Source organism: Streptomyces sp. NPDC104096, assembly GCF_055584385.1.
The window spans coordinates 76,826-93,344 of sequence record NZ_JBVJMD010000027.1; the positions used below are offsets into that span (position 1 = coordinate 76,826).

The 16,519-nt window shown below is 74.0% G+C and carries 13 protein-coding genes and 1 tRNA gene; 4 read left to right on the forward strand and 10 right to left on the reverse strand.

Annotated elements, in window-relative coordinates:
* The first annotated feature begins 27 nt into the window (after window positions 1–27).
* The 3 genes from ACZ60B_RS25515 to ACZ60B_RS25525 all read left to right on the forward strand — a co-directional run bounded on the left by ACZ60B_RS25515 (window position 28) and on the right by ACZ60B_RS25525 (window position 1,382).
* Complete coding sequence (locus ACZ60B_RS25515) at window positions 28–507, forward strand: Lrp/AsnC family transcriptional regulator (protein ID WP_152895164.1); 480 nt, start codon at window positions 28–30, stop codon at window positions 505–507.
* A gap of 97 nt (window positions 508–604) precedes the next feature.
* Entirely contained in the window at window positions 605–1,189 is a 585-nt protein-coding gene (locus tag ACZ60B_RS25520; RefSeq protein ID WP_469390711.1) for a helix-turn-helix domain-containing protein, read from the forward strand.
* A 13-nt stretch (window positions 1,190–1,202) separates the two neighbouring features.
* On the forward strand, window positions 1,203–1,382 hold the full coding sequence (locus ACZ60B_RS25525) for a hypothetical protein (RefSeq protein ID WP_469390713.1): 180 nt from the start codon (window positions 1,203–1,205) through the stop codon (window positions 1,380–1,382).
* A 43-nt stretch (window positions 1,383–1,425) separates the two neighbouring features.
* Here the strand turns inward: ACZ60B_RS25525 and ACZ60B_RS25530 are convergent, their stop codons facing one another.
* The 4 genes from ACZ60B_RS25530 to ACZ60B_RS25545 all read right to left on the reverse strand — a co-directional run bounded on the left by ACZ60B_RS25530 (window position 1,426) and on the right by ACZ60B_RS25545 (window position 6,963).
* The gene (locus tag ACZ60B_RS25530; RefSeq protein WP_469390715.1) at window positions 1,426–2,217 is read right to left on the reverse strand and encodes a S16 family serine protease; all 792 of its coding nucleotides are present in this window, start codon (window positions 2,215–2,217) and stop codon (window positions 1,426–1,428) included.
* A gap of 178 nt (window positions 2,218–2,395) precedes the next feature.
* Complete coding sequence (locus ACZ60B_RS25535; protein ID WP_162469917.1) at window positions 2,396–3,037, reverse strand: helix-turn-helix domain-containing protein; 642 nt, start codon at window positions 3,035–3,037, stop codon at window positions 2,396–2,398.
* 398 nt (window positions 3,038–3,435) lie between these two features.
* Window positions 3,436–5,241 (reverse strand): DEAD/DEAH box helicase, encoded by a 1,806-nt coding sequence (locus tag ACZ60B_RS25540; protein ID WP_469390761.1) that lies wholly within the window; start codon window positions 5,239–5,241, stop codon window positions 3,436–3,438.
* Between the two features lie 288 nt (window positions 5,242–5,529).
* Window positions 5,530–6,963, reverse strand: coding sequence for an MFS transporter (locus ACZ60B_RS25545; protein WP_469390717.1), 1,434 nt, complete (start codon window positions 6,961–6,963; stop codon window positions 5,530–5,532).
* Between the two features lie 282 nt (window positions 6,964–7,245).
* Between ACZ60B_RS25545 and ACZ60B_RS25550 the strand changes: the two genes are divergently transcribed.
* Window positions 7,246–7,320 (forward strand) — tRNA-Cys (locus tag ACZ60B_RS25550).
* 54 nt (window positions 7,321–7,374) lie between these two features.
* Here the strand turns inward: ACZ60B_RS25550 and ACZ60B_RS25555 are convergent.
* The 6 genes from ACZ60B_RS25555 to ACZ60B_RS25580 form a co-directional block, all read right to left on the reverse strand.
* Complete coding sequence (locus ACZ60B_RS25555) at window positions 7,375–8,568, reverse strand: SUKH-4 family immunity protein (protein ID WP_469390719.1); 1,194 nt, start codon at window positions 8,566–8,568, stop codon at window positions 7,375–7,377.
* 289 nt (window positions 8,569–8,857) lie between these two features.
* The gene (locus ACZ60B_RS25560; RefSeq protein WP_469390721.1) at window positions 8,858–8,992 is read right to left on the reverse strand and encodes a hypothetical protein; all 135 of its coding nucleotides are present in this window, start codon (window positions 8,990–8,992) and stop codon (window positions 8,858–8,860) included.
* Complete coding sequence (locus tag ACZ60B_RS25565) at window positions 8,989–11,298, reverse strand: xanthine dehydrogenase family protein molybdopterin-binding subunit (RefSeq protein ID WP_469390723.1); 2,310 nt, start codon at window positions 11,296–11,298, stop codon at window positions 8,989–8,991. Before ACZ60B_RS25565 ends, ACZ60B_RS25560 begins: the two co-directional genes overlap by 4 nt.
* Window positions 11,295–12,815: a (2Fe-2S)-binding protein gene (locus ACZ60B_RS25570; RefSeq protein WP_469390725.1), complete on the reverse strand. Its 1,521-nt coding sequence runs from the start codon at window positions 12,813–12,815 to the stop codon at window positions 11,295–11,297. Before ACZ60B_RS25570 ends, ACZ60B_RS25565 begins: the two co-directional genes overlap by 4 nt.
* The gene (locus tag ACZ60B_RS25575) at window positions 12,812–13,705 is read right to left on the reverse strand and encodes an FAD binding domain-containing protein (RefSeq protein WP_469390727.1); all 894 of its coding nucleotides are present in this window, start codon (window positions 13,703–13,705) and stop codon (window positions 12,812–12,814) included. Before ACZ60B_RS25575 ends, ACZ60B_RS25570 begins: the two co-directional genes overlap by 4 nt.
* A 562-nt stretch (window positions 13,706–14,267) precedes the next feature.
* On the reverse strand, window positions 14,268–15,890 hold the full coding sequence (locus tag ACZ60B_RS25580) for a beta-N-acetylhexosaminidase (RefSeq protein ID WP_469390763.1): 1,623 nt from the start codon (window positions 15,888–15,890) through the stop codon (window positions 14,268–14,270).
* Window positions 15,891–16,519: the final 629 nt, after the last annotated feature.

A 16,519-nucleotide genomic window follows, 5' to 3' on the forward strand; every position in this document is an offset into this window, starting at 1 on the left:
ATGATGACCATCGCGGAGGCGCAGGGTATGGCGATCGATCGACTGGACGGCCGGATCATCGTGCTGCTGGCCCGTGAGCCGCGCATCGGGGTGCTGGAGATGTCGCGGCGGCTGGGGGTCGCGCGCGGGACCGTGCAGGCGCGGCTGGACCGGCTCCAGTCCAACGGGGTCATCCGCGGGTTCGGGCCCCAGGTCGACCCGGCGGCGCTCGGCTATCCCGTCACCGCGTTCGCCACCCTCCAGATCCGGCAGGGGCAGGGGGCGGACGTACGGGCTCACCTGGCGACCGTGCCGGAGATGCTGGAGCTGCACACGACCACCGGCGGCGGGGACATGCTGTGCCGGCTGGTGGCCCGCTCCAACGCCGACCTCCAGCGCGTCATCGACCTGGTCGTCGGTTTCGACGGGATCGTCCGGGCCTCGACCGCGATCGTGATGGAGAACGCCGTTCCGCTGCGGATCATCCCGCTGGTGGAACAGGCGGCGGAGGACCGGGACCCGGCCTGAGCGGCGCGACACGGATCGGCCCGGTCGGCGGCATCCGGACGAGCGACTTGCAAAGAACCCGTTGCAAGGAATTCTTTGCAACGCTATCTTTGTAGGCATGACGGAGCACGAGGAACGGAAGCGGCGTCAGCTCGACGCCCGCTCGCTGCGGGGGCTCGCGCACCCGCTCCGGATGCAGCTGCTGGAGGACCTGCGGCAGCGCGGCCCGGCGACCGCCTCCCGGCTGGCCGAGCGGTTCGGCGAGTCGAGCGGCTCGACCAGCTACCACCTGCGCCAGCTCGCCGCCCACGGCTTCGTCGAGGACGCGCCGCAGCAGGGCAAGGGGCGGGAACGCTGGTGGCAGGCGGTGGACCAGGGGCTGTTCCTCGACACCACCGACTTCGACGAGGCCGACCCCGAGATCCGGGGAGTGGCCGAGGCGTTCCTGCACGAGATGGCGGGACTCCACGCCCGCGAGCTGTCCTCCTGGCTCGCCACCCGGGGCGAGTGGTCCAAGGACTGGTCCGACGGCTCCGACATGAGTGACGCGACCCTGCGGCTGACACCCGAGCTGGCCGCCGAACTCATCGCCAGGACGCACGAACTGATCGATGAATACCGGCAGTTGGGCCGCGAGGCGGACGGCCGGGAAACCGAGACGGTACGACTCCACACGCACCTCTTCCCCATCCGCACGGACTGAGAGGAACACCGAGATGCACCTCGAAAGCCAGCTCGCCGCGCACCACGCCACCGACCTCCGCGACCGGGCCGAGAGCCACCGGCTGGCCACCGGGACCCGGCACCCCGGCGAACTCCGCACCCGGCTGGGCTGGACCCTCGTCGAGGTCGGGCTGCGCCTGGCCACCCCGCCCAGGCCCGCGTTCGCGCACTGAGACCGGCGAGAGCGCGCCGCCGGGCCGATCCGAGCGAACGGCCCTAGCAGCTCGGAACCGAGCCCTTCCCCTTCTCCAGCGCCACCAGTGCGCCGACCGCGCCCTTCAGCGTGGTCACCGGAACCAGCCGCAGCCCCGCGGGCAGCTGGGACTCGGCGTCGGAGCACTCGTCCTTCGGCACCAGGAACACCGTCGCCCCGTCCCGCCGCGCGGCCTGCGTCTTCAGCCCCACTCCGCCGACCGCGCCGACCTTGCCGTCGGCGGTGATCGTCCCGGTGCCGGCCACGGTCCGGCCGCCCGTGAGGTCGCCGCCGCTGCCGTCGCCGTCGAGCTTGTCGACGATCCCCAGGGAGAACAGCAGGCCCGCGCTGGGTCCGCCGACGTCGGCGAGCTTCAGGGTGACCTTCACGTCCTTGTCGTCCAGACGGAGATAGCCCAGCGCCGCCTGGGTCGCCGCGTCCTGGGACTCCTTCATCTGCTCGGTGTTGTGCTGCTCGATCTCCTTGGTGTTCCCACCGCCCGGGTAGACCGCGTCGCGCGGCATGATCGCCCGGTCCTTGGCGAACCAGCCGTCGATCACCTCGCTCAGCGAGACGTCCGCGTCCGGGCCCGTCGCCTCGATGGTCGTCATCCGCAGCTGTCCGCTCGTGCCGCGGACCGGCGCACCGGAGACGGTGATCACCGGGGTGCCCTGGTTCTTGCCTAGGACGTCGGCCGTCATACCGGGCTGCGCGATCGAGAACGGCAGCGGCGCGAAGGCCGCCGTGGCGAGCAGGGCCACGACGGGCACGGCGCAGACGGTGAGAGCCTGGAGGCGTGTGAGGCGAGAGAGCACAGGATCAATCTAACGCGGCGGCGCCGACGGGCCGGGGGCCGGTCGCTCCCGGCCCTCCCGGACGTCGGCCCCGCCTCGACACGGCACCTCGGCACAGCACCTCGACACGGCACCTCGGCACAGCACCTCGACACGGCGCCGCGGCACAGCGCCGCGGCCTCCGTCCCGGCGCAGCGCCTCAGCGCAGCGCCTCCGCGACCTCCCGGGCCGCGTCGACCACGCGCGGTCCGACCCGCTCCGGCACCGCGTCCGCGAGCATCACCACACCCACACTGCCCTCGACGCCGGTCACGCCCAGCAGCGGCGCGGCCGCCCCGCTCGCCCCGGCCTCCAGTTCGCCGTGCGTCAGGATGCACCCCGGCTCCTCCGAGGTCTGCTGCCGGGCGGAGAGGATCGCCTTGCCCGCGGCCCCGCGCTCCAGCGGATGACGGAATCCGGCCCGGTAGGCCACGTGGTAGTCCGTCCACGTCGGCTCGACCACGGCCACGGCCAGCGCCTCCGACCCGTCCACCAGGGTGAGGTGCGCCGTGGCGCCGATGTCCTCGGCCAGGGCGCGCAGGGCCGGCAACGCGGCCTCCCTGACCAGCGGATGCACCTGACGGCCCAGCCGCAGCACACCCAGCCCGACCCGGGCTCGCCCGCCCAGGTCCCGTCGTACGAGCGCGTGCTGTTCCAGCGTGGCGAGCAACCGGTACACAACGGTCCGGTTGACACCCAGTTTGTTGGAGAGTTCGGTGACGGTCAGCCCGTGGTCGGTGTCGGCCAGCAGTTTGAGGACTCGCAGTCCCCGGTCGAGCGTCTGGGAGGTCTCCGCGGTCACGACGCCCACTCCTTAGGTGGTGAGGCCGGCGACCCCTCGCGGCGGATGCGTCATGGAGTCCCGTCCCTGACGCGCTTCAGAGGCCGCCGATCGGCAGGACGGCCCGGCAGGTCCGGGCACGGTCGCTTCACGGCTGCGCTCCGCGGCGGCGCTGCCACGGGGCGTGTGCGTAGCGGGACAGTAGCGAAGCCGGTTCGCTCAGCGGAAGGCTCCGTCCAGAATCCGGTCACCGACCGGTGGGGACTACCTGCCTTTGTCCCGGTACGTACGGCGCACGCCGCACCGCGCGCGCTCCACCGCGCGCGCCACTGCCGCGCTCGCCGCTGTCGCGGGACCGATCACGCGGCCGGGTCGCACGGCACGGCCGTGCTGCGCGGCGGAGGCGGGCCGGCCTCGCCTCAGCGCATCCGGGTGGCCCACTCCTGCACCTTGGCGATCCGCTGCCGCAGCTGTCCGGCCGTCGCCTCGGCGCTCGCCGGTCCGCCGCACACGCGCCGCAGCTCGGTGTGGATCACCCCGTGCGGTTTGCCGCTCTGGTGGACGTACGCGCCGACCATCGTGTTGAGCTGCTTGCGCAGCTCCATCATCTCCTTGTGGGAGACGACCGGCCGCCGCTCGGCGGGCAGTTCGAGCAGGTCGGCCTCGCCGTCCGGCTTCTTGCGGCTGTGCGCGATCTGCCGGGCCTGCCGCTTCTGGAGCAGCAACTGCACCTGGTCCGGCTCCAGCAGACCCGGGATGCCGAGGTAGTCCTGCTCCTCCTCGCTGCCCGGGTGGGCCTGCATGCCGAACTCGGCGCCGTCGTACAGGACCCGGTCGAAGACGGCCTCGGACTCCAGCGCCTCGAAGGAGAACTGCTCCTGCTCGCCGGTGTCCTCGTCCTGCTCCTTGTTCGCCTCGTCCATCTCCTTCTCGGACTCGGCGTAAGGGTCCTCCTCGCCCTCCTTCTTCGGCTTGTCGAGGGCGTGGTCGCGCTCGACCTCCATCTCGTTGGCGAAGGTGAGCAGGTCGGGGACGGTCGGCAGGAAGACGGACGCGGTCTCGCCGCGCCGCCGGGACCGCACGAAACGCCCGACGGCCTGGGCGAAGAACAGCGGGGTGGAGATGGTGGTGGCGTACACGCCGACCGCCAACCGCGGCACGTCGACGCCCTCGGACACCATGCGGACCGCGACCATCCACCGGTCGGTGCTCGCGCTGAAGTCGTCGATCCGCTTCGAGGCGCCGGTGTCGTCGGACAGGACGAGCGTCGCCTTCGTCCCGGTGATCTCGCGGATCAGCTTGGCGTAGGCGCGCGCGGAGTCCTGGTCGGAGGCGATCACCAGGGCGCCCGCGTCCGGGATGCCCTTCCTGACCTCGGTGAGCCGCTGGTCGGCGGCGCGCAGCACGCTGGGCATCCACTCGCCGCGCGGGTCGAGCGCGGTGCGCCAGGCCTGCGAGACGGCGTCCTTGGTCATCGGCTCGCCGAGCCGGGCGGCGATCTCGTCGCCCGCCTTCGTCCGCCAGCGCATGTTGCCGCTGTAGGAGAGGAAGATGACCGGCCGCACGACGTGGTCGGCGAGCGCGTTGCCGTAGCCGTACGTGTAGTCGGCCGAGGAGCGCCGGATCCCGTCGTTGCCCTCCTCGTACGTCACGAAGGGGATGGGGTTGGTGTCGGACCGGAACGGCGTACCGGTCAGCGCGAGCCGCCGGGTCGCCGGCTCGAACGCCTCCAGGCAGGCCTCGCCCCAGGACTTGGAGTCACCGGCGTGGTGGATCTCGTCGAGGATGACCAGCGTCTTGCGCTGCTCGGACCGATTGCGGTGCAGCATGGGCCGCACCCCGACACCTGCGTAGGTGACGGCGACGCCGTGGTACTCCCGGCTGAGCGGGCCCGCGCTGTACTCGGGGTCCAGCTTGATCCCTATCCGCGCGGCCGCCTCCGCCCACTGCTTCTTCAGGTGCTCGGTCGGCGCGACCACCGTCACCTGCTGCACGACGTGGTGGTGCAGCAGCCAGGAGGCCAGCGTCAGCGCGAAGGTCGTCTTGCCGGCGCCGGGGGTGGCAACGGCGAGGAAGTCGCGCGGCTGCTCCTGGACGTACTTCTCCATCGCGCCCTGCTGCCAGGCACGCAGCTTGCTTGCGGTGCCCCAGGGGGCACGGCCCGGGAAGGCCGGTGAGAGGTGGTGCGAGTGCGACGAACTGGAGGTGGCGGCGGCAGTAGTCACGGTCTCCGGGGAGGGGTAGGGGTGCGGCTCGGCTACGTATGACAACCGGGCCACCCTACCGGCGGCCCGGTGCCGACGAAGCGTGGACGAGCCCGCACCACCGCCGGTTGGGACCCACCTCACAGTCCCGCGATCGCCCCGGCGCCGTCGCCCGGCCCTAGATCACGCCGATGACCAGGCTGTACGTCATCCCTACGTCATCTCCGTCGACACGGCGGCGAGATCGCCACCGGGGCCGGGGCGAGAAAGGTCACGCTCGCTCACCGACGGCCGTCGCGCCCGAGCACGTCACCGCTCCCGCAGCCGTGTGGTCACCCAGGCGCCCACCAGCGCCACCGCCGCCATCGGCAGGAACACGGCGGCGAAGGCGGCCGGACGGGCCCCGGTGGCGTCGGCGACGGAGCCGCCGCCGAGCGCCGCGAAGGCGGCACCGCCCGCCGCGAGCAGCAGGGCGCTGGAGAGGCCGTCGGAGATCTGGAGGGCGGCGGAGTTGGCGCCCGCCTCCTCGGGGGCGGAGAGCTGGAGCAGCAGCACGCCGGTGGAGGAGATCACCGGCCCCAGCCCGAGGCAGCCGAACGCCCAGACGACGGCGACGGTCCAGACGGGCACGGAGTGGATCAGCACGCTGGGAACCACGGCGATGGCGGCCACGACCAGCACCATGCCGGCCGTCGTCAGCCGATCCCGGTACGGCTCCATCCGCGGCCGGGACTGCACCCACGAACCCAGCGCCCAGGTCACGCCGCCCGCCGCCAGGGAGAACCCGGCCGCCGTCGGCGACAGCCCCCGCTGGGTGACGAGCATCAGCGGTACGAAGGACTCGGCGGCGACGAAGGACCCGGCCGCCAGCCCGCGCAGCAGCACGACCGAGGGCAGCCCCCTGCCCGCCCGCCAGGTGCCGTGCGGCAGCAGGCCGAGGACGGCGGGCACGAGCAGCACGGCGCCCACGGCGGCAGGGAGCAGCGAGCTCGGGCGCGGGTCCTGGGCGGCGTACTGGATCAGCCCGGCGCCCAGGGAGATCCCGACGGCGAGCCGGATCCGGCGCCGGTCGAAGGCCGCCGCCTCCCCTCCCACCGGCCCCGCCGCGCGCCGCCGGATCTGCGGCAGCGCGAGCGCCAGCGGGAAGACGACCAGCACGGGGATGCCGAGGAACACCCACCGCCAGCCGAGCTGCTCGGTCACCGCTCCGGCGGCCAGCGGTCCGACCACCGACGGCACGACCCAGCTCGCGGCGAACGCGGCCATGATCGCCGGGCGCAGCCGGGGCGGATAGGCGCGGCCGACGATGACGTACAGCGCGACGATCACCAGTCCGCCGCCCAGCCCCTGCACGGCCCGCCCCGCGATGAACGGCCACATCGACCGCGCCGTGCCGGACATCACCAGCCCCGCCGCGAAGGCGGCGATTCCGCTGGTCAGCGCGCCCAGCGGACCCTTGCGGTCGGACCACTGCCCGGCGAGCACCATCCCCAGCAGGCTGGTCGTGAAGTACCCGGAGAACGCGAACGCGTACAGCGACACCCCGTCCAGATCCCGTGCGGCCACCGGCATCGCGGTGGCGACGGCGGTCGCCTCGAAGGCGATGAGCAGGACGACGGACACCATCCCGATGCTGAGCGCCCGGTAGGCCCGGCTCAGCACGGTGCTCTCCTCGCACTCGGCGGCCGGCAGGGGGTGGGTGACGTCTGCGACAGCGGTGTCGCGTGGTTCCAGGGCGGTCATGGTCGACAGGGTAAGGTCCACGACCGACTTTGACACCTGTCGGGTGGTTGGGACAGGTCTGAGACCTTGGTCCTACGACCGCCGCCCCCCCTCGCGCCCCTCCGCGCGACCCCGTGCCGCACCCCGCTCGGGAGCCCCGTCACGCCTGTCCGGGAACCCCGTTCATGAACGGCGTATGGCAGTCGTGTTGCAGCCCCGGCGTCGCCCTTGAGCCCCTCCCCCGCCCCGCCCTACGGTCATCTCATCGAGTTCGGAACGGAGGCCCGCAGCCTCCACCGACCCGGCCGTGTGCCCGAGTGGCTTAGGGGCTCGCCTGCAAAGCGAGTTACGTGGGTTCGAATCCCGCCATGGCCTCCACCTGCCCGACCGGGCAGAACGACAGGGCCGCACCCTCGGGGGTGCCGCCCTGTCTCATGCGTACAGGCCGCCGCCCGCCTCGTCGCCGAAGGCCTCCGGCCAGTAGCGGCGGCCGTCGTCCGTGGCGGTGGTCGGGGTCGGGTCGCAGGCCAGGGGATCGGCCTGGGCGAGGGTGCGGGACATCGTGTCGGCCAGTTGACCGTAGGCCTCGGTGAGGGCGTGCACCGCGTCCAGGGACTTCTCGCGGTTGATCAGCCAGAGGGTGAAGGCGAGCGTGGAGACGTCGGCGTTGAGGGGACGCAGGGTGGCGTCGGGTTCGCTCCAGCACAGGACCGTGCCGGTGGCGCCGTCGACGACCAGGCTGGTGTCCTCCAGGAGGTGGCCGAGGCGGATCAGCCGGTCGGCGTCGGCCGGGAGGCGGTCGGCGGCCGGCCCGGCGTCCTCCCGCTCGGCGGCGTGGTACTCGGCGAGGGACGCCAGCGGCACGTCCGTGTCCAGCGCGAACCAGTAGCCGTCCTCCGGCAGGCCCGTCTCCCGCAGGAAGCGGCGGGTCGGCTCGTGGGTGAGCGCGGGCGGGAAGTCGACCTCCTCGAAGCGGGCGATCCGGCCCGCGCCGAACGCCTCGTCCAGCAGGCGGGGCGGCAGGTCCAGGGCGAGCCCGGACGTCGTGCCCGGGCCCGCCACCAGGGACAGGGGACGGATCACCGCGGTCATCCGCCAGAACGGGCCCGGGGCGCCGTCCGTGCCCTCCTCGAACAGCGCGAGCAGATGCCGTGCGGCCTGCGCCGCCGCCCGGGGGCCGAGACGTCCCGCGTACGAGGCGAACTGGCCGCGCAGGGCCGCCAGTTCGTCCGCCGCCGTGGCGAAGCGCACCAGCTTCTCCAGCGAGGGGGCCAGCGGGTGGCTGTCCATCAGGTCGGGGCGGTCGTGCAGGAAGTACGTCGTCGAGATCGCGCCGGTCGCGCCGTCGAGCAGCAGCGACTCGGTCTCGCGGCCGTCCACGCCCAGGATCCCGCCGATGACCAGCCGGTCGCGCAGCTCCGTCGTCAGCCGGTCGGGAGCACCGGTGGAGTCGGCGACGGTGCGCAGGCCGTCCGTGCGCAGCGCGGCGAAGGACAGCAGGTCGCCGTCGGCGGGCAGGCCGGGGCCGCTCAGCCAGCGGCGCGTCGGCGCGTGGGTGACGTACGGATCCAGTTCGTCCTCGGTGAAGGTGATCACCCCGGTACCGGCGGTGTCGGTCGTGCTCATGATGCCCCCGTGCGTGCAGTCGCTGTCGAAGTGCCGCTGTCCCGCAGTCCCCTGACGGGCCGGCACCGCGGGCGCGCCGTCCCACTGCCCGGAACACTACGCGGCACCACTGACAACGGACCCGGGGAGAAAGACGCCGGGTCCCTCCCGTACGTTCCCGTCCCACCGAAATCACCGCACCGGCTCCCCCGGCCGGCGGCAGGGCGGTGGGAAGCGCGACGCGACGGCCCGGCCCGCGCGGACGGCGCGGCCGGGCTCAAGGCCTCAGGGGCCCCTGGGCTTCAGCGCCTCAGGTGAAGTACACGCCGCCCAGCACCACGACCACCGCGGCCAGGACGAACAGCAGGACCCACATCAGCAGCTTGCCGACCCCGGGCGCCGGCTCGTAGCTCCGGGGTTCGGGCTCCTGCCCGGGGGCGGTCACCGGTCGGTCACCACCGCAGCCTGCGGGCGGATCGGCAGCCGGTTGACCGGGCGGCCCGTGGCGGCCCGTACCGCGGAGGCGATCGCCGCGGGGGAGGTCACGACGGGTACCGCGCTGACGGCCTTCGCCCCGAAGGGCGCGACCACGTCCCGCTCCTCGACGAGCTTGACGATCCGGATGTCGGGCGCGTCCAGCGCGGTGGGCAGGGCGTACCCGGTGAGGTCGGGGTGGCGGACCAGGCCGCGCGGGGTGCGCAGGTTCTCGGTGAGGGCGATGCCGACGCCCTGGGTGACGCCCGCCTCGATGCGCGCCGCGAGCTGGATCGGGTTGAGGACCCGGCCGACGTCCTGGGCGACGGCCAGCTCCACGACCCGTACCGAGCCGAGTTCGATGTCCACGTCGACGACCGCGCGGATCGCGCAGAAGGCGAGGCCCACGAAGGCGTCGCCCTGGCCCGACTCGTCGAGCGGCTCCGTCGGGTGGGGGCGGCACTGGGCCGTGGCCCACAGCTCCTTGCCCTCCAGGGCCTCGGTGACGGTGGTGGACAGCACCCCGTCGTACGACGTGATCTTGCCGTCGGTGATCTGGAGCAGCTCGGTGGACATGCCGAACTTGTGCGCCAGGGGCTGGAGGAGCTGCGTACGGACCATCTTGGCGGCCCGTTCGACCGCGCCGCCGGACACCCAGGTGTGCCGGCCCCGGCAGCCGGGGCCCGCGGGCGGCTGGTCGGTGTCGACCGGCGCCACGTGCACCTCGTCGATGCCGAGGGTCTCCTGGACGATCTGGCGGGCCAGGGTGGTGAAGCCCTGGCCGGACTCCACGGCCGCGCACAGCACGGTGGCCACGCCGTCGTGGACCTTCACGGTCGCGGTGGAGACCTCGTCGGCGCCCTCCGCGCCGAGCATGTGCACCATGCCGACGCCGTAGCCCACGCCCCGGCGCACCGCGCCGGGTTCGCCCGCGCCCTCGGGGCCGCCGGGCAGCAGCCACTCGTCCTCGGGGGTGTCCTTGGGCAGTGGCGGGAGCGGGAACTCCTGTACCGCCTGGAGCAGTTCGGCGACCGGCGCCGGGCAGGTCACGCTCTGGCCGGTGGGCAGGATGTCCCCGGTGGCCAGGGCGTTGCGCAGGCGCACCTCGGCGGGGTCCAGGCCGAGCTTCTTCGCGAGCTTGTCCATCTGCGCCTCGTAGGCGGCGCAGACCTGCATGGCGCCCTCGCCGCGGACGTGGCCGGAGGGCGGGTTGTTGGTGCGCACCGCCCAGCCCTCGATGAAGGCGTTCGGGACGACGTAGGGGCCGCAGGCGAAGGAGACCGCGGCGGCCAGTGCCTCGGCGGAGGTGTCGGCGTAGGCGCCCGCGTCGAGCAGGATCTGCGCCTCGACCTTCACCAGCCGGCCCTCGGCGTCGGCGTGGTGGCGGTAGCGCAGCAGGGTGGGGTGGCGGTGGACGTGCCCGAGGAAGGACTCCTCGCGCGTCGCCGTCAGCTTCACCGGGCAGCCGGTCTTCAGCGCCAGCAGGCCCAGCGGGAGCTGGAAGCCCTGGTCCTCGCGGTCGGCGGTGGCGCCGGGCACACCGGTGACGACGATCTTGACGCGTTCCGGTTCGAGGCCGTAGCAGGCGGCGGCGGTGTCGCGGTCGGCGTGCGGGTCGGTGGAGGCGAGGTAGAGCTCGACGCCGCCGTCGGGCCGGGGCACGGCGAGGCCGGCCTCGGCGCCGATGGGCGCGGGGTCCTGGCGGCCGATGCGGTACTGGCCCTCGACGACGACCTCGCCGACCGCGTCCGCGTCGCCGTGGCGCAGCGGGATGTGGCGGATCAGGTTGCCGTCCGGGTGCAGGGCCTCCGCCTCGAACGCCAGCTCGGGGTCGATGACCGGCTCGTGCACCTCGTACTCGACGATGACGGCGGCCGCGGCCATCCGCGCGGTGTCCGGGTGGTCGGCGGCGACGGCGGCGATGGGCTCGCCGTGGTGGCGCACGACGTCGGAGGCGAACACCGGGCGGTCGGCCCGGCCGCGGCCGTACAGCGCGCTGCCGGGGACGTCCTCGTGGGTGACGACGGCCCGTACGCCGGGCATCTCGCGCGCGTGGCTGGTGTCGATGGAGACGATGCGCGCGTGCGGGTGCGGGGAGCGCAGCACGGCCGCCCACAGCAGGCCCTCGGCCCACAGGTCGGCGGCGTACGGGAACGTGCCCTCGGTCTTGGCGCGCGCGTCGGCGGGCCGCAGGGAGGCGCCGAGACCGTGCGGGATCGGCTCGGGGGCGGGTGCTGCCTCCGCGGCGGTGGTCGCGGTGGCGGCTTCGTTGCTCACGCCTGGCCTCCGTCCTGGCCGTACGTACCGTCGTGCGGACCCGGTGTGCCGGGGGTGCCGGGGGCGCCCGGCAGGTCGAACGCGGCCGGGTTGACGCTGCCCGCGCCCGGTCCGGCCTGGTGCGGGATGCGTGCCTCGGTCGCGCCCGGTTCGGCCTCGGCCTCGGCGGCGGCGAGCGCCTCGCGCTCGGCGACCACCTCGTGCACGGCGTTGAGGACGCCCCGGTACCCGGAGCACCGGCACAGGTTGCCGCACAGGGCCTGGCGGGCCTCCAGGTCGGTCGGGGCGGGGTTGCCCTCCAGGAGGTCGTGCAGGGTCATCGCCATGCCGGGCACGCAGAAACCGCACTGCACGGCGCCGCACCTGGCGAGCGCCCGCTGCACGTCCGAGGGCCGTCCGTCGACGGCCAGGCCCTCGACGGTACGGACCTCGCTGCCGGCGGCGGTGACGGCGGGGACCAGGCAGGAGGCGACGAGCCGGCCGTCGACCTGGACGTTGCAGGCCCCGCATTCGCCCTGCGAGCAGCCGTCCTTGGCGCCCGCCAGGCCGAGCCGCTCGCGCAGCACGTACAGCAGCGACTCGCCGATCCAGGCGCCCGCGACGGGGCGCTCGGAGCCGTTGACGCGCAGGACGTAGGAGGCGAGGGGGTGGTCGTCGTGGAACGGCACGGCGGGGTCGTCGTCCGGCGCGGAGGCGCTGTCCTGCGGGGCGTCGGTCTCCGTGTGGTCGGCCGACGGCTCGTCCGCGGGGGGCGCGTCGGCCTCGGCGGCGGGCTCGACGGCCTCCTCGTGCGCCCCAGGGGCCTCGTGGGCGCCCTCGGGTGCGCCGGCGCCCTCGGGGGCCTCGGAGGGCTCGGGAGCGGCCTGGGCGGGCGCGTACGGCTCCGCGTGGGGCTCGGCGTGGGCGGCGTGCGGCTGCGCGAGCGCCTGCTGCCCCCACGGCTCTCCCGCCGCACCGGTCGTGTCGGTGGCCCAGGGGGCGGGCGCGCCGCCGGGGAGGGTGGCGGGCGGGTTCCCGCCCCACTGCTCCACCAGCGCCGACGTGGTGAACTCGCCGGACTCGTCCGGCAGGTCGCCGGTGGCGACGGGGATCGACCAGCGGCCCGTCACGTCGTGCCCGGGGGCCGCGGCGGGCTCGGCCGGTCCGGCGGCCGCGGGGTCCTCGAAGTTCCACTGGCCGGTGGAGCCGGGGTGGTACGTGAACCGGTCGCTCGCGCCCGCCTGCTGGGGCATGGCGTCGGGCTCGGGCCAGCGCCCGGCTTCCGCGGGCGCCCCCCAGCCGCCGGTGGCGGCCGGGTCGGTCGGCGCGTCCGGGGACGTGGCCGAGATCTGCGGCGGGACGTAACCGTGACCGGGCGCGGCCAGCGGGCTGTCGCCGCGCGCGGCCAGCAGCGCCTCGATGCCGCCCTCGGGCAGCTTCACGAAGGCGGTGGCCCCGTCGTCGTAGTCGCCCTGGGGCAGCGGGTCCCAGCGGCCACCGCCCCTGGGGGTGTCCTGTCCGTGCTGGTCGTCGCTCATGACAGCGCCCTCCCCAGTGCTCGTCGGGCCAGCGCGGCGACGGTGCGCCGCAGGTGCAGTACGGCGGGCGGAAGCGTCGGCACGGAACCGTCCACCTCCGGCGCCGGGTCCGGGATGCAGGCCGCGGCGACGTACTCGCCGAAGGCGTGCAGCGCCTCCGGGACGATCGTGCGGTTGTTGTCCCAGTCGATGAGCCGGGCGACCCACTGCTCGGCCTCCAGGGGCCGCAGCGGCATCGGCGCTATGGCTCCCACCGCGCACCTGACACCGCGCCGGGCGGGGTCCAGGACCAGCGCGACGGACGCGGTGGCGCGGCCCGGGCCGGTGCGGCCGGTCGCCTTCAGGAAGACCTGCGGGGCGTGCAGCAGCGGCACGCGCACGTAGCCGATGAGTTCGCCGGCGCGCAGCATCTCCATGCCCGCCAGCAGGTGCGAGACGGGCATCTCGCGGCGGGCGCCGCCCGCGCCCGCGATGATCAGCGTCGCCTCCAGGGCGGCGAGCACCGGCAGCGCGTCGCCGGTGGGCGACGCCGAGGCGATGTTGCCGCCGAGGGTGCCCGCGTTGCGGATGTGCGGCGGGCCCGCGGCGCGCGCCGCGGCGGCCAGCGCCGGGATCAGCGCGGCGAAGTCGGGGCGGCCCATCCGGGCGTGGGTCAGGCCCGCGCCGAGCAGCGCGTGCCCGTCCTGGTACTGCCAGCCGCGGATCTCGCTGATCCGGCCGAGGCCGACCAGGGCGGCCGGTCTGAGCTGGCCGGAGTTGACCGCGGCCATGAGGTCGGTGCCGCCTGCGACGGGCACGGCCGTGGGCATGGCGGAGAGCGCCGCCACGGCTTCGTCCAACGTCGTGGGCAGCGTAACGGCCTGCGCCGCCTGCGGTGCGTGCGTGGTCAAACCGGCTGCCCCTTCCCGCTGCCCCACTTGGGTCCCACCTGGTCCCACCTGTGCTGCCGTACGGTACGTGCTGACAGGGCGGACGTGGCAACTCTGGCACATCTTCGCAGGGCCCGAACGCAGGGGTCCGCTAGGAGGCATTCGCCCACCTCACCGGGGAGATAACCGGGTTTCGCACAGGATCTCCGGTGCACACCGATTGACACTCTTCGGTGACTCTTGCGCGGCTTTTCCGTGACCTGTTCGGGGCGGCCCCGCACCCGGGGCGGTCGGGCGTCGGCCCCCGGGCCACGGCCGGGAACGGTCCGGCATCGGTCCGGTCCACGGCCGTGCACGGCCCGGCGTCGGCCCCGCCCACGGCCCGGCAGGGCCCGACACAGCCCGGCCCGGCCCGGCCCGGTCCGGCACGGCCCCGGGGCCATGGCAACGCCCTGGGACCGCCGGGAGCCCCGGGACCCCCGGGACCGCCGGGACCGCCGGACGACGGCCGATCCCGCACCCGCACCCACACCCGCACCGCGCCAAGGCGCGACCCGCGCCCGTCCCGGCCCGCCGCCCCGCGCTACCGGCTCGGGGGCGGGCCGTCGAGCGGGCGGCCGGCGACGCCGGGGCGCCGCTGCCAGGGGTGCGGGCCGGCGGGCGGCCGGTAGGCGACGCCGAGGGCGTCCAGCCGCCGGTAGTGGACGGCCATGCGCCGCTCGAAGCCTGCGAAGTCCCGGTCCGCCGGGGCGGGCAGCCGGCCCCAGGCGACCTCGGCGAACGCCGCCAGCCTCGGGAACGTCTGGTAGTCCACCCGGGCGTGGTCCTCCATCGCCTCGGTCCACACGTTGGCCTGGGTGCCCAGCACGTGCCGCGCCTGCTCCGGCGTCAGCTGCTCCGGAACGGGTTCGAACCGGTAGACGTCCTCGAGGGTGCGGACATATCCGATCGGGACGGGCTCGTCCGCGCCGTCGTGCTGCCGGTAGTCCAGGTAGACCTGCTGCTCGGGGCACATGACGACGTCGTGGCCCGCCCGTGCGGCGGCGACCCCGCCCGCGTAGCCGCGCCACGAGGACACGGCCGCGCCCGGCGCCAGGCCGCCCTCCAGGATCTCGTCCCAGCCGATGAGCCGGCGTCCGCGCGCGGCCAGCCAGTCGGCGAAGTGCCCGACGAACCAGGCCTGGAGTCCGTCCTCGTCGGCGAGCCCGAGTTCGACGATGCGGGCCTGCGCGGTGGGCGACTGCCGCCACTGGTCCTTGAGGCATTCGTCACCGCCGACGTGGACGAACTCCGACGGGAACAGATCGAGCAGTTCCTCGAACACTCCCTCGTAGAAGCGCAGCGTGTTGTCGGTGGGGGCGAGTACGTTCGGAGAGATCCCCCAGTTGTCCCAGACCGTGAGGGCGGACGTGTCGACGACATCGGTGTTGCCGAGTTCCGGATACGCGGCGATGGCGGCCTGCGAGTGTCCCGGCACGTCGATTTCGGGGACGACGGTGATATGCCGCTCGGCGGCGTAGGCGACGATCTCCCGGATGTCGTCCTGCGTGTAGTGGCCACCGTGCGGCTTCTCCTCCCACAGCGGGGAGGCCCGGTGACCGAATTTCGTGCGTGCGCGCCAGGAACCGGTCTCCGTCAGCCTCGGATACTTCTTGATCTCCACGCGCCAGCCCTGATCGTCCGTCAGGTGGAAGTGGAAGACGTTGAGTTTGTGCGCGGCCATCAGATCGAGATAACGCAGCACGCCTTCCTTGGGCATGAAGTGCCGGGCCACGTCGAGCATGAGTCCGCGCCAGCGGAAGCGGGGGCCGTCCTCGACGGTGACTCCCGGAAGGTCCCACTCCCGCCCCGGCCGCACCGGAGCCCGGCGGAACGCGTCGGGACCCAGAAGCTGACGGAAGGTCTGCGCGCCCCACAGGACGCCGGCCGCGCCACCGCCCTGGATACGGCACTCCGAGCCGTCCACGACCAGGCGATAGCCCTCCGGGGGCAGCGCGGGATCGACGCTCAGCACGATGCGGTCCCCGGTGTCGTCCGCGCCCCCGCCCTCCGCGAGGGGCAGGCCGGTGGCCGCCCCGACCGTCGCCCGCAGCCAGCGTGCGACGCCCTCGGTGCCGGGCCCCGCGACCAGGCGCGTCGCCGCGCCGAGCCGCCCGCGGCCCGAGGGGTTCCGGGAAATGCGCCGGGGCGCCGGAATAAGTCCCATCACGTCTGTCACATCAGTCCTTTACCGCTCCGCCCGGCCCGGGGACCGGTCGTCGCTGCACGAGTACGAGGAAGATCGGCACCGCAATCGCCGGCATTGTCGAAGCCGCCATGACGTCCGGCCGGGCGGGCGGGAAGAGGGCCCGCCGGGGGAATCGGACAGGGTTCGCCGTGCGCATGAACGCGGCCCGCTCCGGCATCTCCGCACGGTTTTCCCGGACCGTTCCCCGGCTGTTCCGGGACCGTTCCCGGCGGTCGCCCGGACATGGGTGCCGCCGACCTGCGGCCCGGTCCGGCAGCACGGGCGGACCGGGAACCGGAAGGGGAGGTCGGCCCGGAAGCGAAGGCGGACTCCGGTCACCGAGGTCCCCGAATGGGATCACGGTGATCGCGGCGGGAAAAACGATCGGCCCCTGCTCCGGTGGAAGCCGTGGCCGAATTTCCGCGACCCCGCCGCGGGGCGCCGCGCCCCCACGGACCGGCACTCCGGGCGGACGGTTTCACGATGAACCCTTCGGCGGTCGCTGCAACATATGCAACGGCGGTTTCGCCTTGCACAACACCGCCGAGGCTAGGGACATCACGGACACCCCACAAGAGGTCTGAACCAATCCGTGACCGTGACCGTGC